At 70.5% G+C, this 24366-nt stretch carries 23 protein-coding genes and 4 tRNA genes; 19 read left to right on the top strand and 8 right to left on the bottom strand.

All coding sequences use genetic code 11. The features are described from left to right. Positions 1-170: 170 nt before the first annotated feature. Entirely contained in the window at positions 171-1034 is an 864-nt protein-coding gene (gene htpX, locus Sfr03f_RS17845) for a zinc metalloprotease HtpX (protein ID WP_108954851.1), read from the top strand. A 61-nt stretch (positions 1035-1095) separates the two neighbouring features. Here htpX and Sfr03f_RS17840 read toward each other — a convergent pair whose 3' ends face one another. From Sfr03f_RS17840 to Sfr03f_RS17830, 3 genes are all read right to left on the bottom strand, one after another. Further along, the gene (locus Sfr03f_RS17840; protein ID WP_108954850.1) at positions 1096-1515 is read right to left on the bottom strand and encodes a YccF domain-containing protein; all 420 of its coding nucleotides are present in this window, start codon (positions 1513-1515) and stop codon (positions 1096-1098) included. A gap of 63 nt (positions 1516-1578) precedes the next feature. Then, positions 1579-2814, bottom strand: coding sequence for an APC family permease (locus Sfr03f_RS17835; protein ID WP_108954849.1), 1236 nt, complete (start codon positions 2812-2814; stop codon positions 1579-1581). A 123-nt stretch (positions 2815-2937) separates the two neighbouring features. Continuing rightward, complete coding sequence (locus Sfr03f_RS17830; protein WP_108954848.1) at positions 2938-3426, bottom strand: YajQ family cyclic di-GMP-binding protein; 489 nt, start codon at positions 3424-3426, stop codon at positions 2938-2940. A gap of 216 nt (positions 3427-3642) precedes the next feature. Between Sfr03f_RS17830 and Sfr03f_RS17825 the strand changes: the two genes are divergently transcribed. Continuing rightward, a tRNA-Tyr gene (locus Sfr03f_RS17825) sits at positions 3643-3727 on the top strand. A gap of 88 nt (positions 3728-3815) precedes the next feature. Here Sfr03f_RS17825 and Sfr03f_RS17820 read toward each other — a convergent pair. After that, the gene (locus tag Sfr03f_RS17820; RefSeq protein ID WP_245967607.1) at positions 3816-5102 is read right to left on the bottom strand and encodes an alpha/beta hydrolase; all 1287 of its coding nucleotides are present in this window, start codon (positions 5100-5102) and stop codon (positions 3816-3818) included. 250 nt (positions 5103-5352) lie between these two features. Between Sfr03f_RS17820 and Sfr03f_RS17815 the strand changes: the two genes are divergently transcribed. Both Sfr03f_RS17815 and Sfr03f_RS17810 read left to right on the top strand, forming a co-directional pair. Continuing rightward, positions 5353-5826: an NUDIX hydrolase gene (locus tag Sfr03f_RS17815; RefSeq protein ID WP_108954846.1), complete on the top strand. Its 474-nt coding sequence runs from the start codon at positions 5353-5355 to the stop codon at positions 5824-5826. A gap of 89 nt (positions 5827-5915) precedes the next feature. Continuing rightward, a complete protein-coding gene (locus Sfr03f_RS17810; protein ID WP_108954845.1) occupies positions 5916-6701 on the top strand; it encodes a Clp protease N-terminal domain-containing protein in 786 nt (261 codons plus the stop codon). Between the two features lie 9 nt (positions 6702-6710). On the opposite strand, the gene Sfr03f_RS17805 is transcribed toward Sfr03f_RS17810, so the two are convergent. Further along, positions 6711-7370: an NAD(P)H-binding protein gene (locus Sfr03f_RS17805; RefSeq protein WP_108954844.1), complete on the bottom strand. Its 660-nt coding sequence runs from the start codon at positions 7368-7370 to the stop codon at positions 6711-6713. Positions 7371-7540: 170 nt separating this feature from the next. Further along, positions 7541-8878 carry an amidohydrolase family protein gene (locus tag Sfr03f_RS17800; protein WP_108954843.1) on the bottom strand — a complete coding sequence of 446 codons (1338 nt, stop codon included), beginning with the start codon at positions 8876-8878 and terminating at the stop codon, positions 7541-7543. 296 nt (positions 8879-9174) lie between these two features. On the opposite strand from Sfr03f_RS17800, the gene Sfr03f_RS17795 reads away from it, so the two are divergent. From Sfr03f_RS17795 to Sfr03f_RS17770, 6 genes are all read left to right on the top strand, one after another. Beyond that, a tRNA-Thr gene (locus Sfr03f_RS17795) sits at positions 9175-9247 on the top strand. Positions 9248-9293: 46 nt separating this feature from the next. Continuing rightward, positions 9294-9366: transfer RNA gene (locus tag Sfr03f_RS17790), tRNA-Met, on the top strand. 91 nt (positions 9367-9457) lie between these two features. Further along, on the top strand, positions 9458-9622 hold the full coding sequence (rpmG, locus tag Sfr03f_RS17785; RefSeq protein WP_018834916.1) for a 50S ribosomal protein L33: 165 nt from the start codon (positions 9458-9460) through the stop codon (positions 9620-9622). A 140-nt stretch (positions 9623-9762) separates the two neighbouring features. Next, positions 9763-10215, top strand: a complete 453-nt coding sequence (locus Sfr03f_RS17780) for a MaoC family dehydratase N-terminal domain-containing protein (RefSeq protein WP_108954842.1) — start codon at positions 9763-9765, stop codon at positions 10213-10215. A gap of 5 nt (positions 10216-10220) precedes the next feature. Then, positions 10221-10649, top strand: coding sequence for a MaoC family dehydratase (locus Sfr03f_RS17775; protein ID WP_108954841.1), 429 nt, complete (start codon positions 10221-10223; stop codon positions 10647-10649). Between the two features lie 139 nt (positions 10650-10788). Further along, positions 10789-11844 (top strand): UDP-N-acetylmuramate dehydrogenase, encoded by a 1056-nt coding sequence (locus tag Sfr03f_RS17770; protein ID WP_108954840.1) that lies wholly within the window; start codon positions 10789-10791, stop codon positions 11842-11844. Positions 11845-11956: 112 nt separating this feature from the next. On the opposite strand, the gene Sfr03f_RS17765 is transcribed toward Sfr03f_RS17770, so the two are convergent. Both Sfr03f_RS17765 and Sfr03f_RS17760 read right to left on the bottom strand, forming a co-directional pair. Continuing rightward, positions 11957-12982 (bottom strand): adenosine deaminase, encoded by a 1026-nt coding sequence (locus Sfr03f_RS17765; RefSeq protein ID WP_108954839.1) that lies wholly within the window; start codon positions 12980-12982, stop codon positions 11957-11959. Between the two features lie 155 nt (positions 12983-13137). Next, a complete protein-coding gene (locus Sfr03f_RS17760; RefSeq protein ID WP_159105665.1) occupies positions 13138-14364 on the bottom strand; it encodes a pyridoxal phosphate-dependent aminotransferase in 1227 nt (408 codons plus the stop codon). 263 nt (positions 14365-14627) lie between these two features. Here Sfr03f_RS17760 and Sfr03f_RS17755 point away from each other — a divergent pair. From Sfr03f_RS17755 to rpoB, 9 genes are all read left to right on the top strand, one after another. Further along, positions 14628-14700: transfer RNA gene (locus Sfr03f_RS17755), tRNA-Trp, on the top strand. A 108-nt stretch (positions 14701-14808) separates the two neighbouring features. Continuing rightward, positions 14809-15084 (top strand): preprotein translocase subunit SecE, encoded by a 276-nt coding sequence (gene secE / locus Sfr03f_RS17750; RefSeq protein WP_108954837.1) that lies wholly within the window; start codon positions 14809-14811, stop codon positions 15082-15084. A gap of 238 nt (positions 15085-15322) precedes the next feature. After that, on the top strand, positions 15323-16177 hold the full coding sequence (gene nusG, locus Sfr03f_RS17745) for a transcription termination/antitermination protein NusG (protein ID WP_108954836.1): 855 nt from the start codon (positions 15323-15325) through the stop codon (positions 16175-16177). Between the two features lie 164 nt (positions 16178-16341). After that, complete coding sequence (rplK, locus tag Sfr03f_RS17740; RefSeq protein WP_108954835.1) at positions 16342-16776, top strand: 50S ribosomal protein L11; 435 nt, start codon at positions 16342-16344, stop codon at positions 16774-16776. 72 nt (positions 16777-16848) lie between these two features. Next, positions 16849-17574: a 50S ribosomal protein L1 gene (gene rplA / locus Sfr03f_RS17735; RefSeq protein ID WP_108954834.1), complete on the top strand. Its 726-nt coding sequence runs from the start codon at positions 16849-16851 to the stop codon at positions 17572-17574. 257 nt (positions 17575-17831) lie between these two features. Continuing rightward, positions 17832-18743 carry an SCO4651 family lipoprotein gene (locus tag Sfr03f_RS17730; protein ID WP_108954833.1) on the top strand — a complete coding sequence of 304 codons (912 nt, stop codon included), beginning with the start codon at positions 17832-17834 and terminating at the stop codon, positions 18741-18743. 352 nt (positions 18744-19095) lie between these two features. Continuing rightward, positions 19096-19626 (top strand): 50S ribosomal protein L10, encoded by a 531-nt coding sequence (rplJ, locus tag Sfr03f_RS17725; RefSeq protein ID WP_108954832.1) that lies wholly within the window; start codon positions 19096-19098, stop codon positions 19624-19626. A 149-nt stretch (positions 19627-19775) separates the two neighbouring features. Next, the gene (gene rplL / locus Sfr03f_RS17720) at positions 19776-20162 is read left to right on the top strand and encodes a 50S ribosomal protein L7/L12 (protein ID WP_108954831.1); all 387 of its coding nucleotides are present in this window, start codon (positions 19776-19778) and stop codon (positions 20160-20162) included. Positions 20163-20826: 664 nt separating this feature from the next. Beyond that, a complete protein-coding gene (gene rpoB / locus Sfr03f_RS17710; protein ID WP_108954830.1) occupies positions 20827-24312 on the top strand; it encodes a DNA-directed RNA polymerase subunit beta in 3486 nt (1161 codons plus the stop codon). Positions 24313-24366 lie beyond the last annotated feature (54 nt).

Here is a 24366-nt window from a genome sequence, read left to right as displayed (position 1 = left end):
GCGCCACGCCGGTCCCGCAGAACCACGTGCGGCCGCGCCCCGCCGGGGTACCCCACCCACGACCGGCGTGGGGAACTGCGACCGCCCGCACCGCGTTGACCTGTACGTAAGGGTCCACTGGACGCGCCGCACCAGGGGCTCCCCCCGCCGCACCACTTGGAGGGCGTACCGTGCACCGTCGGCACAACGGACTCAGGACCGCGGTCCTCCTCGGGGGACTGTCGGCGCTCATCATCGTCATCGGCGGCATCTTCGGCCGCAACGGTCTGATCATCGCCATCCTCGTGGCACTGGGCACCAACGCCTACGCGTTCTGGAACAGCGACAAGCTGGCCCTGCGCGCCATGCGGGCCCGCCCGGTCAGCGAGTTCGAGGCCCCCGGCCTCTACCGGATCGTCCGTGAGCTCTCCATACAGGCCCGCCGGCCCATGCCCCGGCTCTACATCTCGCCCACCGACGCGCCCAACGCCTTCGCGACCGGCCGCAGCCCGCGCAACGCCGCCGTCTGCTGCACCGACGGCATCCTGCGCATCCTCGACGAGCGTGAGCTGCGCGGTGTGATCGGGCACGAGCTCAGCCACGTGTACAACCGGGACATCCTCACCTCGTCGGTCGCCGGCGCGCTCGCCTCGGTGATCATGTTCCTGGTGAACTTCGCCTGGCTGATCCCCATCGGCCGTTCGGACGACGACGACGGCCCCGGTCTGCTCGGCATGCTGCTGATCATGCTGCTGGGTCCGCTCGCGGCGTCCCTCATCCAGCTCGCCATCAGCCGCTCCCGGGAGTACGAGGCGGACGCCGACGGGGCCCGCCTCACCGGTGATCCGCTGGCCCTGGCCAGTGCGCTGCGCAAGCTGGAAACCGGCACGAAGGCGCTGCCGCTGCCGCCGGAGCCGAAGATCGAGACGGCCAGCCACATGATGATCGCCAACCCGTTCCGCCCCGGCCAGGGCCTCTCCAAGCTCTTCTCCACCCACCCGCCCATGGCCGAGCGCATCGCCCGCCTGGAGACCATGGGCGGCGGCCGGGGCTGAGACCCGAGGCGGGCCCAGCCCAGCGAGCCCCGCCAGGAGCGCCCCCGGCGGCCGCCCGCCCTCACCAGCGGCGGTCGTCCACCCGTGCCCGTTCGGCATGCTCCACGGGCACGATCTCCGTCCCGAGCGGCATCAGCGAGATCGGGATCATCTTGAGGTTCGCCCAGCCGAACGGGATGCCGATGATGGAGACGAACAGCGGAATGCTGAGCACCAGGTGCTCCAGGGCCAGCCACCAGCCGGCCACGATCACCCACACCACGTTCCCGATCGCCGACCCCACGCCCGCCGTGGGTTTGGGCGCCGTGGTCCGCCCGAACGGCCACAGGGCGTACCCCGCCAGCCGCAGCGCGGCGATGCCGAACGGGATGGTGACGATCAGGACGAAGCTGATCAGTGCGGCCACCAGATAGCCGAGCGCCATCCAGAACCCGCAGAACACGACCCACAGGATGTTGAGCACCAGATTGACCGGCTTCACGGTCGTACCCCTTCGCTCATGTACGTCGTCGGACGTCGCGCGGGCGACGGATCCGGCAGAGGCCTACGTCACCAGTGTCCGCCGGACCGCGTGAATGAGCGCCCCGACCACGACGACACCGGCGCCCGCGACCACCGAGGCGGCCGGCAGCGTGAAGGCCAGGACCAGGCAGCCGAGCAGCCCCGCACCGGGAAGGACGCGGGCGGCGGCCGACCGGTCGAGCGTCCAGGCGGAGGCGTTGGCGATCGCGTAGTACAGCAGGACCCCGAACGACGAGAACCCGATCGCGCCGCGCAGGTCCACCGTGGCCGCCACCACCGCGACCACCGCCGCGACCGCGAGCTCGGCCCGGTGCGGCACCTGGAAGCGCGGGTGCACGGCCGCCAGGGGCCTCGGCAGGTTGCCGTCCCGGGCCATCGCCAGCGTGGTCCGCGACACGCCCAGCAGCAGGGCCAGCAACGACCCCAGCGCGGCCACCGCCGCACCCACCCGCACCACCGGCGCCAGCCACCCCGACCCGGCTGCCCGCACCGCCTCCACGAGCGGCGCGCCCGCCGCCGCGAGTCCACCCGCCCCCAGCACCGACAGCACGGCGGCCGCCACGGCCGCGTACACCACGAGCGTGACGCCCAGGGCCACCGGGATCGCGCGCGGGATGGTCCGCGCCGGGTCCCGCACCTCCTCGCCCAGCGTGGCGATCCGCGCGTACCCGGCGAACGCGAAGAACAACAGCCCCGCCGCCTCGAGGACGCCGACCGCGGCGACCCCGGCGCCCGGCTCCCGTCCGGCCGTCCCGCCGCCTCCGCCCAGGCACGCCACCACCACGGCGGCCAGCACCGCCAGCACCACCGCGACGATCACCCGCGTCACCCGGACGGACTTGGTGACCCCGCGGTACCCCAGCGCCGTCAGCACCAGCACCGCCGCCACGGCGACCGCACGCTCCCGCCCGGGCCAGACGTACGCCCCGACGGTGAGCGCCATCGCCGCGCAGGACGCCGTCTTGCCCACCACGAACGCCCACCCGGCGAGGTAGCCCCAGAACTCTCCGAGCCGCTCCCGCCCGTACACGTACGTGCCCCCGGACGCCGGATACACCGCCGCCAGCCGCGCCGAGGACGTGGCGTTGCAGTACGCGACCACCCCCGCCACACCCAGCGCCACCAGCAGCCACGACCCGGCGGCCCGCGCCGCGGGGGAGAGGGCCGTGAAGATCCCGGCCCCCACCATCGACCCCAGCCCGACCACGACCGCGTCCCCGACCCCGAGCGTCCGCCGCAGCCCACCCTGCTCCGTCATGCCCGGCACGCTACCGGTGACGGCGACGACCTCTGCGCCCGGCCACGAAAGCCGCAGGGGCGCACCGCCGGGCCGGAACCCACGGTGCGCCCCTGCGGCAGCGGTGCGCGAACTACCTCGTCCCTACCGGTAGTTGACGAACTGCAGCGCGAAGTCGAAGTCCTGGTTCTTCAGCAGGGTGATCACGGCCTGCAGGTCGTCGCGGCTCTTGGAGCTGACCCGCAGCTCCTCACCCTGGACCTGCGCCTTGACGCCCTTGGGGCCCTCGTCGCGGATGAGCTTGGCGACCTTCTTGGCGTTCTCCTGGGAGATGCCTTCCTTGATCTCGGCGAAGATCTTGTACTCCTTGCCGGACAGCTGCGGCTCGCCGGCGTCCAGCGCCTTCAGCGAGATGCCGCGCTTGATCAGCTTGGACTGGAAGACGTCGAGGACGGCGTTGACCCGGTCCTCGGAGTTCGCCTGCATCAGGATCTTGTCACCGGACCACGCGATCGAGGCGCCGACGCCCTTGAAGTCGTAGCGCTGCGAGATCTCCTTGCCGGCCTGGTTGAGGGCGTTGTCGACCTCCTGCCGCTCGACCTTCGAGACGATGTCGAAACTGGAGTCGGCCATGTCCTGTGGCTCCTTGCATCGGGGTCTGTGTCGGGTGCTTACGGGGCCGCCGACCCGGGGACCACGCCCCGGACCGAGCCCGCCCAAGCCTAGCCACCCCCCGGCCCGCGAACCGCGCTCAATCGAGTGGCGGACCACCCCTCCGCATCAGGTATTGTTTACGACGTCGCGAGGGAGACCCGGCCGCAAGCCGGTTCGACTTCGTGGCACCGTCTAGGCGGTGTGCCCGAGCGGCCAAAGGGAGCAGACTGTAAATCTGCCGGCTCAGCCTTCCCAGGTTCGAATCCTGGCGCCGCCACCAGACAAACGGAGCCCCCTCCGACCAGCCATCACGGCAGGTCGGAGGGGGTTTCGCTGTGCCCGGGCGGTCAGGCCCGAGGCCTCGGCCGTCACCCGGCGGTGGGGGAAGCCTTCGGTACTTCCGCGAGCACGCCGTCCTCGTCCATGAGCCAGCTTCCTGTGTCGACGCCGTACACCTTCTTGCCTTCCAGCCACTGCCAGGACATGTGCTGCAGCCTGTCGTTGGCCTTGCGCTCCCAGACGGGATTGTGGTCCCAGCCCTCGACGCGGAACATCAGCTTGTTGTCGCCTTTGATCGCCGCGTACAGCTTCGGCACGGAGAAGTGCAGCACCGGCCCCAGCTCCTCCGCGGTGTTCGCGGTCCTGTCCTGGTCCCCGTAGACGATGCACACCGGGACGGCGCCGCCGAGCGTGGTGGCGAGCGGCGCGGTGCTGTTGTTCCAGCCGTACCAGTAGCTGTTGCGCCACCGCATGACGCCCTCCGGCGCCGCCGGGTCCGTTCCGCCCCACTGCCTGCCCACGCTGTCGCAGTCCATGATCGACCGCCACACGTGTTCGGCCAGATCGGCGTCACCGACGGCTGCCTTGATGGCCGCCTTGCTGGTGAGGTTCATGGGGAAGCCGAAGACCGCGGCGGGCTTCGACTCGGGCTGCGTGGGCAGGGACGTGCCGGGTGGCGGAGCGAACGGCTTGGAGGCGTCCGTCGACCACCGGCCGTTCGGCGGGAACATGGGCGCGAGCAGGAACAGGCTCGACACGTCCCCGGGCTCCTGCAGGACGTACGGACCCATGACGAAGGCGGCCGCCGACCAGCCGATGAACGCGACCTTCTGGTCGGCGCAGCGCTGCCTGATGAACTTGACGACGGTGCGCAGTTCGTCCCACTCGCTCTGCGAATTGCCGAGTTGCTTCGCGTACTTGGCCGTCGTGGGGTCGCACCCTCCGGTACCGGGATGGGTTTCCAGGAGGCCGCGCTGCGCCGGATTGACGTTGCACGGGTCGTGCATCTCCGGGCGGGGTGAGAGCCCGGACCCCTGCAGGTCCATGACGTACACGTCGTAGCCCCTCTTCGCGAGGGCCTGCGCCCAGCTGTAGCGGGTCTCCGGATGCGGGGAACCGCCTTGCGGAGGAAGGACGAGGTCGAAGCCGGGGAGGGCCGGAACACTCCTGCCGTGGAGCATGAGGACCGGCTTCGGGGTGCCGCCTCCACCGGTCGAGGTCCTGTACTCGCGGACGAAGAGCTCGACCTCCGCGTTGTAGTTCGCGGGGATGGTCGACTTGTGCTTGACCTTGTGGTCGACGGGAGTCAGGTGCGGCATGGTCGTCTCCAATGGCTGCTCGCCCGGGGAACGGCTGTTCCCAGGGATCGTCAGCATCTCCGCCACCCCGGGCGCGCCCGTGGGGTGAGGGCGCGAGGCACGCCGATGGTGACTGATCGGGTGGGCGCCGCTCCTCCGATCAGCCGGGCGCACGGGGGCGCTTGCCGGTGGGCGCGTCGGTGACCGTGTCGCGAGCGCCGGGGTTCCCGCCCGGAGGCCCCGGCGCCGCACGGGAGTTCGCGTGCCACGCCGGCGTCTCCCGTGGCGTGTGACGGGGTACGGCAGGTGGGGGAAGGGGGTGCGGGCCATGAGTTTTCGGCTGGCGGCGTATGCCGTGTGCCTCGCGGGCGAGCGGGTGTTGCTGGCCCGCCACGTGTCGCCGCGGGGCGGGAGCACGTGGAGTCTGCCGGGCGGTGGGGTGGAGCACGGGGAGGACCCGTTCGACGCCGTGGTGCGTGAGGTCGCCGAGGAGACGGGCTGCGAGGCGGAGGTCGAACGGCTGCTGGGTGTGGACTCCCGGGTGATCCCGGCGGCGGAACGCACCGTGCCCGGCGGGCCGGACCACCAGAACGTCGGCGTCTTCTACCTGGTGCGCATCACGGGCGGGCGACTGCGGCCGGAGCCGGGCGGAGGGGTCGTGGAGTCGGTCTGGACGCCGCTCGATCAGGTGGCCGCGCTGCCCAGGTCCTCGCTCGTCGACGTCGGGCTGGCCCTGGCGCTCACCCGCCCGGCGACCGGGCACGTCGATCCGGTACCGGTCGGAGGGCTCGTCGAGCACTGAGACAGCACCGAGACGTCGAGGGCGGACGAAGACAAGCAGACTGTCAACCGAAGGTTGACGGGCTTGGGGTGTCAACTTAAGGTTGACGCATGACGACGAACCCGCTCGGCTCCGCGTCCCCCCGTCTCGACGACCTCATCGACGCGATCAAGAAGGTCCATCCCGACGCCCTGCACCAGCTGCAGGACGCGGTCCTCGCCGCCGAACACCTCGGCGAGGTCGCGGATCACCTCATCGGGCACTTCGTGGACCAGGCCAGGAGGGCCGGCGCCTCCTGGACGGACATCGGCAAGAGCATGGGCGTCACCCGGCAGGCCGCCCAGAAGCGCTTCGTCCCCAAGGAGTCCGCCGACCTCGACCTCGCCCAGGGCTTCCAGCGCTTCACGCCGCGCGCCCGCAGCGTGGTCGTGGCGGCGCACGGCGAGGCACGGGCGGCCGGTGCCGCGGAGGGACTGCCCGAGCACCTGGTGCTGGGCCTGCTGGCGGAGCCCGAGGCCATCGGCGCCCGCGCGCTCGAGGCGCAGGGAGTCACCCCGGAGGCGGTCCGGGAAGCCGTCACGGCGGTGCTGCCCGAGGCGGCCGAGAACCCGCCGGAGCTGGTGCCGTACGGCTCCGCCGCCAAGAAGGCCCTGGAACTGACGTTCCGTGAGGCGCTGCGGCTCGGCCACAACTACGTCGGCACCGAGCACATCCTGCTGGCGCTGCTGGAGCAGGAGAACGGCGACGGCGTGCTCAGCGGGCTCGGCGTCCGGAAGGCCGAGGTGGAGGCGTTCGTCGCCCGGGCGCTGGAACTGATGGCGCAGACGACGGACGAGGCCGAAGGGGCCGCCGCGGAGGCCCCGCCCGCCAAGGGGCGGGCCCCGCAGGCGGACTGAGGAAGCCGGTTACTCGCCCGCCACCATCTTCACCGCGTCGGTGACCGGCGTGGACCCGCTGATCAGTTCCAGCGTCAGCCCCACCGTGCCGGGATAGTCGAGGAGTTCGGCGATGACGGCGGCCACGTCGTCGCGCGGGACGGGACCCCGGCCGGTGGAGGCGCGCAGCAGCACCTGCCCGGTGCCGGCGTCGTCGGTGAGCATGCCGGGGCGCAGGATCGTCCAGTCCAGCGAGTCGCCCAGGGAGCGGACGTAGGCGTCGGCCTCGCCCTTGGCGCGCAGGTAGGCGTCGAAGATCTCGTCGCCCTGGTGGTCCGGGTCGGCGGCCATGGAGGAGACGACCAGGTAGCGGCGGACTCCCGCCCGGACGGCGGCGTCCGCGAGCAGGACCGCGGCGCCCTTGTCGACCGTCTCCTTGCGGGCCGCCCCGCTGCCCGGGCCCGCGCCCGCCGCGAAGACCGCGGCGTCGGCGCCGCGCAGGAGCTCGGTCACATCCTCGACGCCGGCCGACTCCAGGTCCAGGACGAGGGGCTCGGCCCCGGCCTCGCGGAGATCGTCGCCGTGGTCGGGATTGCGGATGATGCCCGCGACCTCCTCACCGCGCGCGGCGAGCAGTCGTGACAGTCGCAGGGCGATTCGGCCGTGGCCTCCGGCGATGACGATACGCATGCTTCGACCGTAACGCGGTGGGCCGGACGATGCGCCACGACGCGTCAGGGCCGCCCCGCGCCGGAACGGGGCAGCGCGTCACGCCGAAGCGCCGCCACGCGTCCGGTAGGGCCTCCGCGGCCCCGTCCCGCCGGCCCGTGCCCCCGTGTCGCGCGGTGACGGCCGAGCCGTCAGGGATGCCGTGCCTGGCGCGGGAGTTCCGGCCCCGCGCCCGCCCCGCCGAGATCGCAGTACTCGCGGACCGCGCTGGTGCGGGAGACCACCCGCCCGGCGTGGATCACGATGCGGCTGTAGGCCAGCGACAGCGCTCCGGCCAGCCGGTCCCCGCGGACGGCGATCAGGTCCGCCGGGAACCCCGCCTCGATCCGCACCGGCGGCAGCCCCAGCACCGCGCGGCCGGCCGCGCTCACCGTGCCGTAGGCGTCCTCCACCGGCAGCGCGTCCTGCGAGGCCAGCAGGTAGGCGGCCTCCAGCGGGTCGCCGCGGCCCACCGGGTTCGACAGGTCGCGCAGCGACCCGCTGCCCGCGGCGACCCGCACACCGGCGGCGCGCAGCAGCCGTACGGGGGCGGTGCCGCGGCGGTCGGCGCCCGCGCAGCCGCCCTGGGGCAGGCACACGACGCCCACGCCGGCCGCCGCCAGCCGGTCGGCGCAGCGTGAGGCCACGTCGGTGGGCAGCAGCCCCAGCCCGCCCAGCGGGCCGACCGTCACCCCGCCGCGCAGTCCGCCCGCCATGGAGGCCAGGCGGCACAGGCGGGCCGGGTCGGTGCCGTCGGTGTGCAGGTCGACGGCGCAGCCGTGGGCCGAGGCGAGGTCCAGCACCGCCTCCACGTAGCCGGTGGGGTCCGGGTCGCGGTCCGGGCAGCCGCCGACGACCGTCGCGCCCATGCCGACCGCGTCCCGCAACAGGGCCGGGCCGTCCGCGCCGGCCGCCCCCGTGAGCAGCCGGGGCATGGCGACGACCATGAGGTCGACCAGGTCGCGCACCGTGCCGCGGACCCGCAGCACCGCCTCCAGGGCGCCGAGGCCCTGTACGTCACCGACGCGGACGTGGGAGCGGATAGCGGTGGCGCCGTGGCCGAGCTGGGCGAGGACGGCCTCGGTGGCCCGGCGCTGGACGTCCTGCGGATCGCCCGGCGCGGGCCCGTCCGACTCGGCGGTGAGCGCCGTGTCGGCGTGGGCGTGCGGTTCGACGGGGGCGGGGAGGAGCAGGTAGCCCTCCAGGTTGACGCGCGCCGGCGCCGTGGCCGCACCCGCGTCCGTGGCGGCGGAGGCAGGGACCGGGAAGGAGGCGGTGGCCGGGTGCGCCGGACCCGGGACGACCGGGTCGCCGGCCAGGCTGCCCGCCGTGCCGACGGCTTCGATCCGCCCGCCGCCCAGCCGCACGTCCACCGTGCGGCCGTCGGTCAGGCGGGCGCCGCAGAGCAGCAGGGCGGCGGGCTCGGCGGAGCCGGGCGGGGAGGAGGGCGACGGGTTGGGCTGCTGGGGAGGCGGCTGGCTGTCGGACATCGCGTTCCTGGGGTCCGGATCCGGGTGCTGCTGCGGGGAGGACGCCGAGGGCGGCCCTGGAGAAACGATCACGTGGGGTGACAGAGCCTAGGGCGGCGACCCGCCGAGCCCCGGGAGGAGCGCAATAGTCGTACCGGCGTGGTGCCGCCGGCGCGGGGGCCCGGTTCCACGGGGTGGGATGCGCGCCGGGAGGGCTCGCGGGACGGCCGGGTGGCCCCTTCAGGACATCCCGGCGCAGGACGTCGGGAAACGGATTTGGGGGATCGGCGGGCGACCGTGTAATGTCTTCCTCGCTCGCCCCAATAGCTCAGTCGGTAGAGCGTCTCCATGGTAAGGAGAAGGTCTACGGTTCGATTCCGTATTGGGGCTCTGGTGAGAGAGGTCCCCGCCGCAAGGCGGGGTCCGATCGATCCGCAGCGGTGTAGCTCAGTCGGTAGAGCAAGCGGCTCATAATCGCTGTGTCACCGGTTCAAGTCCGGTCACCGCTACTCTTAGTAGCCGATTGCGGGGTCGGTCCTTCAGTCGGCTACTATTTTTCTGTCTTAGTTCGTACTATCCGTTCGTCAAGGAGCACTTCACGTGGCTGCCACCGACGTCCGCCCGAAGATCACGCTGGCCTGCGTGGAGTGCAAGGAGCGGAACTACATCACCAAGAAGAACCGGCGTAACAACCCGGATCGCATGGAGATGAAGAAGCACTGCCCGCGTTGCAACGCGCACACCGCGCACCGCGAGACGCGATAAATCAGGCTCGTACGTGAGGCCGTCCCCGTCAGGGGACGGCCTTTCGTCGTTCCCCCACGGTGCCAGGCCGTTCCGCCCCGGGGCGCGCTCCGCCGTGCATAGGGTTACCGCAGCAAGCACAGGCAGCAGGAGGTGGCGCCATGGCGCTGGACCAGTCGTTCGTCGGGCGGAGCTACCCGCCCACCGACCCGTACGAGGTCGGGCGGGAGAAGATCCGCGAGTTCGCCGCCGCCATCGGCGACCCCCACCCCGCGTACACGGACCCGGAGGCCGCCAAGGCCCTCGGACACCCCGACGTGATCGCGCCGCCGACCTTCGTCTTCCTCGTCGCCTTCAAGGCGGCCGGGCGCGTGATCCACGACCCGGAGCTGGGCCTCGACTACAGCCGCGTGGTCCACGGCGACCAGAAGTTCGCCTACCGCCGCCCGGTGCGCGCCGGTGACCGGCTCACCGTGACCACCACCATCGACTCCATCAAGTCGCTGGCCGGCAACGACGTCCTGGACGTCCGCGGCGACGTGCACGACGAGTCCGGCGAGCTCGTGGTGACCGCCTGGATCAAGCTGGTGGCCCGCGCCGCCGAGGAGGGATGACGAGGATGACGGCGAAGATCGCGTACGCCGACGTGGAGGTCGGCACCGAACTGCCCGCGCAGGTCTTCCGGCTGACCCGCGCCACGCTGGTCGAGTACGCCGGCGCGTCCGGCGACTTCAACCCGATCCACTGGAACGAGAAGTTCGCCAAGGAGGTCGGGCTGCCGGACGTCATCGCGCACGGCATGCTCACCATGGCGGAGGCGGCCCGTGTGGTCACCGACTGGACGGGCGACCCGGGCGCGGTGGTCGAGTACGGGGTCCGCTTCACCAAGCCCGTCGTGGTCCCCAACGACGACGAGGGCGCGACGGTCGAGGTCAGCGGCAAGGTCGCGGCCAAGCTCGACGACAACCAGGTGCGGGTCGACCTGACCGCGATGTTCGCCGGGCAGAAGGTCCTCGGCATGTCCCGCGCGGTCGTCCGCCTCGCCTGACCCCGAGCGGGTCCCCGGGCCCGCTCCCGGGCATTGGGCCCGGGCTCTCGGCCGGGCACCGGCCCTTGGCCCGGGGCGGCCGCCGGACCGGACGGTGACGCCTCCGCGTCCCGTCCGGCCCGCCGCGTAGGCTGGGCGCGTGCAGGAACGACATGACGCCCCGCTCGCCCCGCTGACCACCTTCCGTCTCGGCGGCCCGGCCCGTCGGCTGGTCACCGCGACCACCGATGCCGAGGTCGTGGAGGCCGTCCGCGACGCCGACGCCTCCGGCACGCCGCTGCTCGTGATCGGCGGCGGCTCCAACCTGGTCGTCGGCGACAAGGGCTTCGAGGGCACGGCCCTGCGCATCGCCACCAGCGGGTTCTCCCTGGACGGCACCAGCCTGGAGCTGGCCGCCGGCGAAGTCTGGTCGCAGGCCGTGGCGCGCACCGTGGAGGCCGGTCTGGCGGGCATCGAGTGCCTGTCCGGGATCCCGGGTTCGGCGGGCGCCACGCCCATCCAGAACGTCGGCGCCTACGGCCAGGAGGTCTCCTCCACGATCACCGAGGTGGTCGCCTACGACCGCGCCGCCGGCCGGACGGTCGCCCTGAGCAACGAGGAGTGCGGCTTCTCCTACCGGCACAGCCGCTTCAAGGCGGATCCGGACCGCTACGTCGTGCTGCGGGTCCGCTTCGAGCTGGAGGACGCCGGGGGCATGTCCGCCCCCGTCAAGTACCCCGAGACGGCGCGTGCCCTGGGTGTCGAGGCCGGCGACCGGGTGCCGCTGGAGCAGGCCCGCGAGACGGTGCTGAAGCTGCGGGCGGGCAAGGGCATGGTGCTCGACGCCGAGGACCACGACACCTGGTCCGCCGGGTCGTTCTTCACCAACCCGATCCTCGACGACGCCGCCTTCGCGGCCTTCCGCGAGCGGGTGCGCGAGCGTCTCGGCGACGACGCGGCGCCGCCCGCTTACCCGGCGGGGGAGGGGCGCACCAAGACCTCCGCCGCCTGGCTGATCGACAAGGCCGGCTTCACCAAGGGCTACGGCAGCGGGCCCGCGCGCATCTCCACCAAGCACACGCTGGCCCTCACCAACCGCGGCTCCGCCACCACCGAGGACCTCCTCGCCCTCGCCCGCGAGGTCGTCGCCGGGGTGCGGGAGGCGTTCGGCGTCACCCTGGTCAACGAGCCGGTGATGGTGGGCGTCGGCCTCTGAGGCCACCGCCCGCCCGGGCCGCCCCGCTCCGCCGGACCACCGCCTCGGCACGTCACCCCGACGGCCCGACGGGCCGGGCAGGTCACGCCGGGCACATCACCCCAGGCACACCTCACGCCGGGGTGGTCAGCCAGGTGTCGATGCCGGCCAGCAGCCGGGAGCGGACCTCCGCCGGCGCGGCCGAGCCACGGACGGACTGACGGGCCAGCTCAGCCAGCTCCGCGTCGTCGAACCCGTGGTGCTCCCGCGCGATCTCGTACTGCGCGGCCAGGCGCGAGCCGAAGAGCAGCGGGTCGTCCGCCCCCAGCGCCAGCGGCACCCCCGCCTCGAACATGGTGCGCAGCGGGACCTCCTCCGGCTTGTCGAAGACGCCCAGCGCCACGTTGGACGCCGGGCAGACCTCGCAGGTGATCTGCCGGTCCGCCAGCCGCTGCATCAGCCGCGGGTCCTCCGCGGCGCGCACGCCGTGCCCGATGCGGGTGGCCTCCAGGTCGTCCAGGCAGTCGCGCACCGACGCCGGACCGGTCAGCTCACCGCCGTGCGGGGCGGCCAGCAGCCCGCCCTCCCTCGCGATCGCGAACGCCCGGTCGAAGTCGCGGGCCAGACCGCGCCGCTCGTCGTTGGAGAGCCCGAAGCCGACCACGCCGCGGTCCGCGTACCGGACCGCCAGCCGGGCCAGGGTCCGCGCGTCCAGGGGGTGCTTCATCCGGTTCGCCGCGACCAGCACCCGGATGCCCAGACCCGTCTCCCGGGAGGCCGAGTCCACGGCGTCCAGGATGATTTCCATGGTGGGGATCAGGCCGCCCAGCCGGGGTGCGTAGGACGTGGGGTCCACCTGGATCTCCAGCCACCCCGAACCGTCCCGGACGTCCTCCTCGGCGGCCTCGCGGACCAGTCTGCGGATGTCGTCCTCGTCCCGCAGACAGCTCCGGGCGGCGTCGTAGAGCCGCTGGAAGCGGAACCAGCCGCGCTCGTCGGTGGCCCGCAGCTGCGGGGGCTCCGCCCCGGTCAGCGCGTCCGGCAGACGGACGCCGTGCTTGTCGGCGAGCTCCAGAAGGGTCTGCGGGCGCATCGAACCGGTGAAGTGCAGGTGCAGATGGGCCTTCGGCAGCTTGGTGAGATCACGTACGCGCTCCATTGCCGAATCCTGCCGTACTCGCATGGGTCACTCCTACCCCATTCCCCTTTCGAGACCTTGCCCGAACGGAAAAACGGTTCGGCAGGGGCCGCGCACGAAGAAGCGGGGCGGTACGCGCGTCACGTACCGCCCCGCCCCGCGTCGTGCGGCCGGACTCAGTCCTGGGCCTCCGCCAGCAGCTTCTGGATGCGGCTGACGCCCTCGACGAGGTCCTCGTCGCCCAGCGCGTAGGACAGCCGCAGGTAGCCCGGGGTGCCGAAGGCCTCGCCCGGGACGACCGCGACCTCCACCTCCTCCAGGATCAGGGCGGCGAGCTCGACCGAGTTCTGCGGACGGCGGCCGCGGATCTCCTTGCCGATCAGCGCCTTCACCGACGGGTAGGCGTAGAACGCGCCCTCCGGCTCCGGGCAGACCACGCCGTCGATCTCGTTGAGCATCCTCACGATCGTCCGGCGGCGGCGGTCGAACGCCTCGCGCATCTCCTCGACGGCGGCCAGGTCCCCGGAGACGGCGGCCAGCGCGGCCGCCTGGGCCACGTTGGAGACGTTGGAGGTGGCGTGCGACTGCAGGTTCGTCGCGGCCTTCACGACGTCCTTGGGGCCGATGATCCAGCCCACCCGCCAGCCGGTCATCGCGTACGTCTTGGCGACGCCGTTGACCACGATGCACTTGTCGCGCAGCTCGGGCAGCAGGGCCGGCAGCGAGGTGAAGACGGCGTCGCCGTAGACCAGGTGCTCGTAGATCTCGTCGGTCAGCACCCACAGGCCGTGCTCGACGGCCCAGCGGCCGATCGCCTCGGCGTCCTCACGGCTGTAGACCGCGCCGGTCGGGTTGGAGGGGGAGACGAACAGCACGACCTTGGTGCGGTCGGTGCGCGCCGCCTCCAGCTGCTCGACGGAGACCCGGTAGCCGGTGGTCTCGTCGGCCACGACCTCCACCGGCACGCCGCCGGCCAGCCGGATCGACTCCGGGTAGGTCGTCCAGTACGGGGCCGGGACGATGACCTCGTCGCCCGGGTCCAGGATCGCGGCGAAGGCCTCGTAGATGGCCTGCTTGCCGCCGTTGGTCACCAGGACCTGCGACGGGTCGACCTCGTAGCCGGAGTCGCGCAGCGTCTTGGCGGCGATCGCGGCCTTGAGCTCGGGCAGACCGCCGGCGGGGGTGTAGCGGTGGAACTTGGGGTTCTTGCAGGCTTCGATCGCGGCCTCGACGATGTAGTCCGGCGTCGGGAAGTCGGGCTCGCCGGCGCCGAAGCCGATCACCGGGCGCCCGGCGGCCTTCAGGGCCTTGGCCTTGGCGTCGACGGCGAGGGTCGCGGACTCGGAGATCGCGCCGATGCGGGCGGACACCCGGCGCTCGGTCGGAGAGGTAGCTGCGCTCATGACCGCCATGGTTTCAGAAAGGAAACACCGGCGGCATCCAGGTTCGCGGAGTGAACAAGGGGTGCACAGGCGTGCCCATCCGGGCCCTGCTCCAGGGGCCCCGGAGGAGGTTCGCGCGGACGTCCTCGCGGGGCGCGGAATTTTCTGTTCGACGCGGAGGCCCAGAGCACGTACACTCTCACCTCGTTGGAAGCCGACGACCGCGCTTGATCGGGATCTTGCGGGACACCCGAGACGATGCGGTAGGTTGGTGGACACCACAAAGGGTCGTAGCTCAATTGGTAGAGCACTGGTCTCCAAAACCAGCGGTTGGGGGTTCAAGTCCCTCCGGCCCTGCTACACACACCTAGCCAGGTTGTGTGCGCATGACAGTACTGCTAGGCACCGCCGTGCGGCTCATACCGGGCTCGTGCACGGCACGATCCGGGATTCAGGTGAGGACGAGTGACGGACGCCGTGGGCTCCATCGACATGCCTGACGCCCAGGACGAAGAGAAGAAGCCGCGCAAGGGCGGCAAGCGCGCCAAGAAGGGCCCGCTGAAGCGCCTCGCGCTCTTCTACCGCCAGATCGTCGCGGAGCTCCGCAAGGTCGTCTGGCCGACCCGCAGTCAGCTCACCACGTACACCACGGTCGTGATCATATTCGTGGTGGTCATGATCGGGCTGGTCACACTGATCGACTTCGGCCTCGACGAGGCCGCCGGTTGGGTCTTCGGCTGACCCGCCCACTGACACCGCATCGCAGACAGGGCGTCGTGAAAACGGCGCCCTTGTTCGCGTCCCGGCCCGGTGTTCATGAACGCCTGACAGGGACGAATCGTCCGCTAGGCTGAAGGCCAGTGTTCTGCTGGACCGTCGATTCCTCTCCCGCGAGGGGCGAGGCGGCCAGCGCCCCTCGCGGGAGGCGGCGCCGGCGGAACGGCATCAACCCCCATGTACCCAGGAAGAAGCAGCCACCGTGTCTGACCCGAACCTGAACGACGCCAGCGAGTCGGTCGAGAACGTCGAGGACGAGCTCGAGATCGTCGAGGGCGCGGACACCGAGGACACCGAGACCTCCGCCGAGGTCGAGGCTGCCGACGCCGACGTCGAGGAGGACGGCCCCGAAGAGGAGGCCGGCGCCACCGAGGAGTCGGAGTACGCCGCGGACGCCGCCGAGGAGGCCGCCGCGGACGAGGACGGGACCGGCGAGGTCGTGGACCCGGTCGCCGCCCTCCGCGAGGAACTGCGCACCCTGCCCGGCGACTGGTACGTCATCCACACGTACGCCGGTTACGAGAAGCGCGTGAAGGCCAACCTCGAGCAGCGCGCCGTCTCGCTGAACGTCGAGGAGTTCATCTACCAGGCCGAGGTGCCCGAGGAAGAGATCGTCCAGATCAAGAACGGCGAGCGCAAGACGGTCAAGCAGAACAAGCTGCCCGGCTACGTGCTCGTCCGCATGGATCTGACGAACGAGTCCTGGGGCGTCGTCCGCAACACCCCCGGCGTCACCGGCTTCGTGGGCAACGCCTACGACCCGTACCCGCTGTCGCTGGACGAGATCGTGAAGATGCTCGCCCCGGAGGCGGAGGCCAAGGCCGCCCGCGAGGCCGCCGAGGCCGAGGGCAAGCCGGCGCCGCAGCGCAAGGTCGAGGTCCAGGTCCTGGACTTCGAGGTCGGCGACTCGGTCACCGTCACCGACGGCCCCTTCGCCACCCTCCAGGCGACGATCAACGAGATCAACGCCGACTCGAAGAAGGTCAAGGGCCTGGTCGAGATCTTCGGTCGCGAGACCCCGGTCGAGCTGTCCTTCGACCAGATCCAGAAGAACTGATCCAAAGTCTTCCGAAACAGGTCGGACGGCACACTTCGGTGGCCGTCTGACCTGCTCGGTTTTCAGCCGCACATGGATACCCGTTATCGTGGTGCGGTATGCCTCCATCCGGCTGAATCGGATGGTCGGCTCAAACCTCTCACTAAGACCCGGAGAGAGAGCACATGCCTCCCAAGAAGAAGAAGGTCACGGGGCTCATCAAGCTCCAGATCAATGCCGGCGCGGCCAACCCGGCCCCGCCGGTCGGCCCCGCGCTGGGCCAGCACGGCGTGAACATCATGGAGTTCTGCAAGGCCTACAACGCCGCGACCGAGTCGCAGCGTGGCTGGGTCATCCCGGTGGAGATCACGGTCTACGAGGACCGCTCCTTCACCTTCGTGACCAAGACTCCGCCGGCCGCCAAGATGATCCTCAAGGCCGCGGGTGTGGAGAAGGGCTCCGGCGAGCCTCACAAGACCAAGGTCGCGAAGATCACCGACGCGCAGGTCCGTGAGATCGCCACGACCAAGATGCCCGACCTCAACGCCAACGACATCGACGCCGCCGCGAAGATCATCGCCGGCACCGCCCGTTCCATGGGCATCACCGTCGAAGGCTGACCACCCCCGTAGTTGACGTGGGAGGGCCTGCTCGGCCCCTACCACGACTCCTCTCAGTACTCAGGAGCAGAAGTGAGCAAGCGCAGCAAGTCTCTCCGCGCTGCGGACGCCAAGGTCGACCGGGAGAAGTTCTACGCCCCGCTCGAGGCCGTCCGTCTCGCCAAGGAGACCTCCACGACCAAGTTCGACGGCACCGTCGAGGTCGCCTTCCGTCTGGGCGTCGACCCGCGTAAGGCCGACCAGATGGTCCGTGGCACCGTGAACCTTCCGCACGGCACCGGTAAGACCGCCCGGGTCCTGGTCTTCGCGACCGGCGACCGTGCCGAGGCCGCGCGTGCCGCGGGCGCCGACATCGTCGGCTCCGACGAGCTGATCGACGAGGTGTCCAAGGGTCGTCTGGACTTCGACGCCGTCGTCGCCACCCCGGACCTCATGGGCAAGGTCGGCCGCCTCGGCCGCGTGCTCGGTCCGCGTGGTCTGATGCCGAACCCGAAGACCGGCACCGTCACCATGGACACCGCCAAGGCCGTCACCGAGATCAAGGGCGGCAAGATCGAGTTCCGGGTCGACAAGCACTCGAACCTGCACTTCATCATCGGCAAGACGTCCTTCGACGACACCAAGCTGGTGGAGAACTACGGCGCCGCGCTGGAGGAGATCCTGCGTCTCAAGCCGTCCGCCGCCAAGGGCCGCTACATCAAGAAGGCCGCGATCTCCACGACGATGGGCCCCGGCATCCCGCTGGACCCGAACCGTACGCGGAACCTCCTCGTCGAGGAGGACCCGGCCGCGGTCTGAGCCTGACGCTCACCGCGACGGTCCTTTCCGGTGGCCCCGCCCCCCTGCTCGGGGGGCGGGGCCACCGGCGTTTCCCCGGGCCGCCGGCACCGTTTCCGGCGGACGGCAGTGTGGGTGTTGTCAAGAGTGCCGGGAAAAGGCTGATGCGGTGTCGGCGCGGGTACCTAGGGTGGAGGGGACGCCGTCGGCGCCGGTCGAACTCGGCGCGCTCCGCGTCGTGTTCGCACACCCGCACAACGGATCCCGGGGGGATCACCATGAAGCTTCGCACCCGCCGCCCGCTGGCCGCCCTGGCCGCGGCCACCGCCCTCGTCGCCGGCGCCACCGCCTGCGAGGAGCAGGACGCCGCCAAGGGCGCCGAGCAGGCCGCCACCGAGGAGAAGGGCGGCGGCGACCCGGTCTCCGCGCTGACCGCGGCGTTCAGGAAGACCTCCGAGGTCAAGACCGCCCACCTCGAGATGACGATGACCGTCCCCGGCGCGCAGGGGGGCGAGATCACCATGACCGGCGTGCAGGGCTGGGACCCGGCGCTGCTCGACGTGACGATGTCGGGCGCGGCGCTCGGCGGCGGACAGGCGGGCGCGCCCGAGGAGATCCGCGCGGTGATGGTCGACAACGTCATGTACATGGACATGGGCGAGGCCGCCTCCGCCGAGATGGACGGCAAGCGCTGGATGAAGATCGACTACGCCGAGATCGGCAAGGCCGCCGAGAAGGAGGGCGGGGCCGGGGCGGGCGGGCTGTCCGGCGCCATGAACGAGAACATGAACCAGGACCCGACCGAGTCGCTGGCCATCCTGCTGGAGTCGCCGAACATCCGGAGCCTCGGCCCGGAGAAGGTCAACGGCCTGCAGGCCGAGCACTACAAGGGCACGGTGCCGGTCAAGGAGATGATCGACTCCAACAAGGCCTTCGCCGAGCTCGACGAGGAGCAGCGCGACAAGCTGGCGGCCACCGTCGAGCAGGCCGGCGTGGAGTCCTACGAGATCGAGGTCTGGGTGACGGAGGACGACCTGCCGACCCGGATGAACGTCGTCATGGACTCCTCCCTCGGCGAGATGAAGATCAAGATGGACATGTCGGACTTCGGGGCCGAGGTGAAGGTGGCCGCCCCGCCGGCCGCCGAGACCTTCGACCTCGCCGAGATGATGTCCGGCGCCGGAGCCTGACCGCTCGGACGGCCGGTTCACGGGGCCCGGTCCGCCTTCGGGCGGCGGGCCCCGGAGCCGTCCCGTCCGGACCGTCCCGGGCGGATTTGCTCCCGGACGGCCCCCTCGCGTACTCTTCCGAGGAAGCCAAAGACCGCTGGTCGTTGCCGTGCGCTCGCATGAGGGTGCGGTGGCCGAAGGATCCGCTGAAGTGCGGACGACCCGCGTAGGTGACCGTGGAGTAGTTCCCGGAGCGGCGTGAGCCGCGACGGTCGAGCTGAGCCCCGTGCGCCTGCGCATGGGGCGTTTCGTTTTTCCCAGTCCTCCTTCGGGTCCGCGCGGTCCGAATCACCCGGAAGGAGGCCGAGGCTCTATGGCGAGGCCCGACAAGGCTGCCGCGGTTGCCGAGCTCGTGGACGCGTTCCGCAGCTCCAACGCCGCCGTGCTGACCGAGTACCGCGGTCTCACCGTGGCCCAGCTCAAGCAGCTGCGCCGTTCGCTCGGTGAGAACGCCCAGTACGCCGTGGTGAAGAACACGCTGACCAAGATTGCGGCCAACGAGGCCGGGATCTCCTCGCTCGACGACCTGTTCAACGGTCCGACGGCGGTCGCCTTCGTCACCGGTGACCCGGTGGAGTCGGCGAAGGGTCTCCGTGACTTCGCCAAGGAGAACCCGAATCTCGTCATCAAGGGCGGTGTCCTTGACGGCAAGGCGCTGTCCGCCGACGAGATCAAGAAGCTTGCGGACCTCGAGTCCCGCGAGGTTCTGCTGTCCAAGCTGGCCGGTGCGTTCAAGGGCAAGCAGTCCCAGGCTGCTTCGCTCTTCCAGGCGCTCCCGTCGAAGCTCGTCCGCACCGTGGACGCGCTTCGTGCCAAGCAGGACGAGCAGGGCGGTGCCGAGTAATTCGGCTCGCTTTCTGATCGCCGCGGCCCGCTCCTGAGACCAACTGGTCGCGAGAGCGAAGCGGCGGAGATCAACAGCGGGCCCAACGTACGCCCGCCTCACCCAGTACATCCGGCACCACCTGCCGATTGAGTGGAAGGACCGCCATCATGGCGAAGCTCAGCCAGGAAGACCTGCTTGCCCAGTTCGAGGAGATGACCCTCATCGAGCTCTCCGAGTTCGTGAAGGCCTTCGAGGAGAAGTTCGACGTCACCGCCGCCGCTGCCGCGCCGGTCGTCGTCGCCGGTGGTGCCGCCGGTGGCGCCGCCGAGGCCGTCGAGGAGAAGGACGAGTTCGACGTCATCCTCACCGGCGCCGGCGACAAGAAGATCCAGGTCATCAAGGTCGTGCGTGAGCTGACCTCCCTGGGCCTGAAGGAGGCCAAGGACCTCGTCGACGGCACCCCGAAGCCCGTCCTCGAGAAGGTCAACAAGGAGGCCGCGGAGAAGGCCGCCGAGTCCCTCAAGGGCGCCGGCGCCTCCGTCGAGGTCAAGTAAGACCTTCCGGGTCCGCAGGGATCCACGCTCGGCCGTCACAGCCTCCGCGTGAGCGGGCTGTAACGCTGAAGCACCGAAGAGCGATCACCCAAGTGGGTGGTCGCTCTTCGGCGTTCCACGGGCCGCCCGGCGGGCTCCTTGCGGTGTCCGTTGCTCGGGGTATGGTGATCTTCGCCGTGCCCGGGGGAGTCCCGCACGCAGTGCTTTCGGTGGCCGTGGCAGCGCGCCGCCGGGGAGCAGCCGGACGGCGGGGAGCCCTTGACGAACCGCACGCGGCGCGCGATTCTCAGTTCGCGCCGCGACACGATCCGTATCCGAGGCATGGATCGGCGGCGAAGAGGGCAGTATCACCGTGCGCTGACGGCAGGGGGATATCGCTCCAGCACGAGGCGTCGTCGAAGACGGTGTCGAGACAAGGTGAGAACAGCGAGGGTCAGCGGCATTCGTGGGGTTCGGGCATACCCGCACTGGACATCAGTGAGCCATGTGGCTACACTGACCCTTTGCGCTGCCTGTTAGCTGCCCCCTGCCCGTCACCAGGGGTCTGCCCTCGCTCGAGCCAGGAAGGCCGGACCGTCCCACCTGGGACGACGTCCACTCTTCCTCCCCTCTGCGGGGGGCCGGTACGCGCGTAGTGAGTCCGAGCCCTCGGAAGGACCCCCTCTTGGCCGCCTCGCGCACTGCCTCGACCGCGAATACGAACAACGGTGCCAGCACCGCCCCGCTGCGCATCTCCTTTGCAAAGATCAAGGAGCCCCTCGAGGTTCCGAACCTTCTGGCGCTGCAAACCGAGAGCTTCGACTGGCTGCTCGGCAACGACGCGTGGAAGGCTCGCGTCGAGGCGGCTCTGGAGTCAGGTCAGGACGTCCCCACCAAGTCCGGTCTGGAGGAGATCTTCGAGGAGATCTCCCCGATCGAGGACTTCTCCGGGTCGATGTCGCTGACCTTCCGCGACCACCGTTTCGAGCCTCCGAAGAACTCCATCGACGAGTGCAAGGAGCGCGACTTCACGTACGCGGCCCCGCTCTTCGTCACCGCCGAGTTCACCAACAACGAGACCGGCGAGATCAAGTCCCAGACGGTCTTCATGGGCGACTTCCCGCTCATGACGAACAAGGGCACCTTCGTGATCAACGGCACCGAGCGTGTCGTGGTCTCGCAGCTGGTCCGTTCCCCCGGTGTCTACTTCGACTCGTCGATCGACAAGACGTCCGACAAGGACATCTTCTCCGCCAAGATCATCCCGTCCCGGGGTGCCTGGCTGGAGATGGAGATCGACAAGCGCGACATGGTCGGTGTCCGCATCGACCGCAAGCGCAAGCAGTCGGTCACCGTGTTGCTCAAGGCCCTCGGCTACACCACCGAGCAGATCCTCGAGGAGTTCGGCGAGTACGAGTCGATCCGCGCCACCCTGGAGAAGGACCACACCCAGGGCCAGGACGACGCGCTGCTGGACATCTACCGCAAGCTGCGTCCGGGCGAGCCGCCGACCCGTGAGGCCGCGCAGACGCTGCTCGAGAACCTCTACTTCAACCCCAAGCGCTACGACCTCGCCAAGGTCGGCCGCTACAAGGTCAACAAGAAGCTGGGCGCCGACGCCCCGCTCGACGCCGGCATCCTGACCGTCGAGGACATCCTCTCGACGATCAAGTACCTGGTGAAGCTGCACGCCGGCGAGACCGAGACGGTCGGTGACAACGGTTCGACCGTGGTCGTCGAGACCGACGACATCGACCACTTCGGCAACCGCCGCCTGCGCAACGTCGGCGAGCTGATCCAGAACCAGGTCCGTACGGGTCTCGCCCGTATGGAGCGCGTCGTGCGCGAGCGCATGACCACCCAGGACGTCGAGGCGATCACGCCGCAGACCCTGATCAACATCCGGCCGGTCGTCGCCTCCATCAAGGAGTTCTTCGGCACCAGCCAGCTGTCCCAGTTCATGGACCAGAACAACCCGCTGTCGGGTCTCACCCACAAGCGCCGCCTGTCGGCGCTGGGCCCCGGCGGTCTGTCCCGTGAGCGGGCCGGCTTCGAGGTCCGTGACGTCCACCCGTCGCACTACGGCCGCATGTGCCCGATCGAGACCCCTGAAGGCCCGAACATCGGTCTGATCGGCTCGCTCGCCTCCTACGGCCGCGTCAACGCGTTCGGCTTCGTCGAGACCCCCTACCGCAAGGTGGTCGACGGCCAGGTCACCGACGACGTCGACTACCTGACCGCCGACGAGGAGGACCGCTTCGTCATCGCGCAGGCCAACGCCCCGCTGACCGACGAGATGCGGTTCGCCGAGGCGCGCGTCCTGGTCCGCCGCAAGGGCGGCGAGGTCGACTACGTCGGCGGCGAGGACGTGGACTACATGGACGTCTCGCCGCGCCAGATGGTGTCGGTCGCGACCGCCATGATCCCGTTCCTCGAGCACGACGACGCCAACCGTGCCCTCATGGGCGCGAACATGATGCGTCAGGCCGTGCCGCTCATCAAGAGCGAGGCCCCGCTCGTCGGCACCGGCATGGAGTACCGCTCCGCCGTCGACGCCGGCGACGTGGTCAAGGCCGAGAAGGACGGTGTGGTCCAGGAGGTCTCCGCGGACTACATCACCACGGCCAACGACGACGGCACGTACATCACGTACCGCCTGGCCAAGTTCTCCCGCTCCAACCAGGGCACCTCGGTCAACCAGAAGGTCATCGTCAACGAGGGCGACCGGATCATCACCGGTCAGGTCCTCGCCGACGGCCCTGCCACCGAGAACGGCGAGATGGCCCTCGGCAAGAACCTGCTCGTGGCGTTCATGCCGTGGGAGGGTCACAACTACGAGGACGCGATCATCCTGTCGCAGCGCCTCGTGCAGGACGACGTCCTCTCCTCGATCCACATCGAGGAGCACGAGGTCGACGCCCGTGACACCAAGCTCGGCCCCGAGGAGATCACCCGGGACATCCCGAACGTCTCCGAGGAGGTCCTGGCCGACCTCGACGAGCGCGGCATCATCCGCATCGGCGCCGAGGTCATCGCCGGCGACATCCTGGTCGGCAAGGTCACGCCCAAGGGCGAGACCGAGCTGACGCCGGAGGAGCGCCTGCTGCGCGCCATCTTCGGTGAGAAGGCCCGTGAGGTCCGCGACACCTCGCTGAAGGTGCCGCACGGCGAGACCGGCAAGGTCATCGGCGTGCGCGTCTTCGACCGCGAGGAGGGCGACGAGCTGCCGCCGGGCGTGAACCAGCTGGTCCGCGTCTACGTCGCGCAGAAGCGCAAGATCACCGACGGTGACAAGCTCGCCGGCCGTCACGGCAACAAGGGCGTCATCTCGAAGATCCTGCCGATCGAGGACATGCCGTTCCTGGAGGACGGCACCCCGGTCGACATCATCCTCAACCCGCTGGGTGTGCCGTCCCGAATGAACCCGGGACAGGTGCTGGAGATCCACCTCGGCTGGCTCGCCAGCCGCGGCTGGGACGTCTCCGGCCTGGCCGACGAGTGGGCCCGTCGCCTCCAGGCGATCGGCGCCGACGCGGTCGAGCCCGGCACCAACGTCGCCACCCCGGTGTTCGACGGCGCCCGCGAGGACGAGCTGGCCGGCCTGCTGCAGCACACCATCCCGAACCGCGACGGCAACCGCATGGTCCTGCCGTCCGGCAAGGCGAGGCTGTTCGACGGCCGCTCCGGCGAGCCGTTCCCGGACCCGATCTCGGTCGGGTACATGTACATCCTCAAGCTGCACCACCTGGTCGACGACAAGCTGCACGCCCGCTCGACCGGCCCGTACTCGATGATCACCCAGCAGCCGCTGGGTGGTAAGGCCCAGTTCGGTGGCCAGCGCTTCGGCGAGATGGAGGTGTGGGCCCTCGAGGCCTACGGCGCCGCCTACGCGCTCCAGGAGCTGCTGACCATCAAGTCCGACGACGTGACCGGCCGCGTGAAGGTCTACGAGGCCATCGTCAAGGGCGAGAACATCCCTGAGCCCGGCATCCCCGAGTCCTTCAAGGTGCTCATCAAGGAGATGCAGTCCCTTTGCCTCAACGTGGAGGTGCTGTCCAGCGACGGTATGTCCATCGAGATGCGTGACACCGACGAGGACGTCTTCCGCGCTGCGGAGGAGCTCGGCATCGACCTGTCGCGGCGCGAGCCGAGCAGCGTCGAAGAGGTCTGACGGGAGTCCGGTGGGGGGCCTGCCCTTGAGGCCGGCCCCCGCCGATCCCGCGAC

Origin of the sequence: Streptomyces fragilis (assembly GCF_003112515.1) — a bacterium.
GTDB lineage: Bacteria > Actinomycetota > Actinomycetes > Streptomycetales > Streptomycetaceae > Streptomyces > Streptomyces fragilis.
Note: the sequence above shows the minus strand (reverse complement) of the source record. Positions and strands in the feature narration are given on the sequence as shown.

What these genes read in the sequence shown, in the direction of transcription:
- Sfr03f_RS17835 (WP_108954849.1), bottom strand. Translation starts at nt 2,814, where the DNA reads ATGACGGAGCAGGGTGGGCTGCGGCGGACGCTCGGGGTCGGGGACGCG.
- Sfr03f_RS17830 (WP_108954848.1), bottom strand. Translation starts at nt 3,426, where the DNA reads ATGGCCGACTCCAGTTTCGACATCGTCTCGAAGGTCGAGCGGCAGGAG.
- Sfr03f_RS17820 (WP_245967607.1), bottom strand. Translation starts at nt 5,102, where the DNA reads ATGCTGACGATCCCTGGGAACAGCCGTTCCCCGGGCGAGCAGCCATTG.
- Sfr03f_RS17815 (WP_108954846.1), top strand. Translation starts at nt 5,353, where the DNA reads ATGAGTTTTCGGCTGGCGGCGTATGCCGTGTGCCTCGCGGGCGAGCGG.
- Sfr03f_RS17810 (WP_108954845.1), top strand. Translation starts at nt 5,916, where the DNA reads ATGACGACGAACCCGCTCGGCTCCGCGTCCCCCCGTCTCGACGACCTC.
- Sfr03f_RS17805 (WP_108954844.1), bottom strand. Translation starts at nt 7,370, where the DNA reads ATGCGTATCGTCATCGCCGGAGGCCACGGCCGAATCGCCCTGCGACTG.
- Sfr03f_RS17800 (WP_108954843.1), bottom strand. Translation starts at nt 8,878, where the DNA reads ATGTCCGACAGCCAGCCGCCTCCCCAGCAGCCCAACCCGTCGCCCTCC.
- Sfr03f_RS17780 (WP_108954842.1), top strand. Translation starts at nt 9,763, where the DNA reads ATGGCGCTGGACCAGTCGTTCGTCGGGCGGAGCTACCCGCCCACCGAC.
- Sfr03f_RS17775 (WP_108954841.1), top strand. Translation starts at nt 10,221, where the DNA reads ATGACGGCGAAGATCGCGTACGCCGACGTGGAGGTCGGCACCGAACTG.
- Sfr03f_RS17765 (WP_108954839.1), bottom strand. Translation starts at nt 12,982, where the DNA reads ATGGAGCGCGTACGTGATCTCACCAAGCTGCCGAAGGCCCATCTGCAC.
- Sfr03f_RS17760 (WP_159105665.1), bottom strand. Translation starts at nt 14,364, where the DNA reads ATGAGCGCAGCTACCTCTCCGACCGAGCGCCGGGTGTCCGCCCGCATC.
- rplK (WP_108954835.1), top strand. Translation starts at nt 16,342, where the DNA reads ATGCCTCCCAAGAAGAAGAAGGTCACGGGGCTCATCAAGCTCCAGATC.
- Sfr03f_RS17730 (WP_108954833.1), top strand. Translation starts at nt 17,832, where the DNA reads ATGAAGCTTCGCACCCGCCGCCCGCTGGCCGCCCTGGCCGCGGCCACC.
- rplJ (WP_108954832.1), top strand. Translation starts at nt 19,096, where the DNA reads ATGGCGAGGCCCGACAAGGCTGCCGCGGTTGCCGAGCTCGTGGACGCG.
- rplL (WP_108954831.1), top strand. Translation starts at nt 19,776, where the DNA reads ATGGCGAAGCTCAGCCAGGAAGACCTGCTTGCCCAGTTCGAGGAGATG.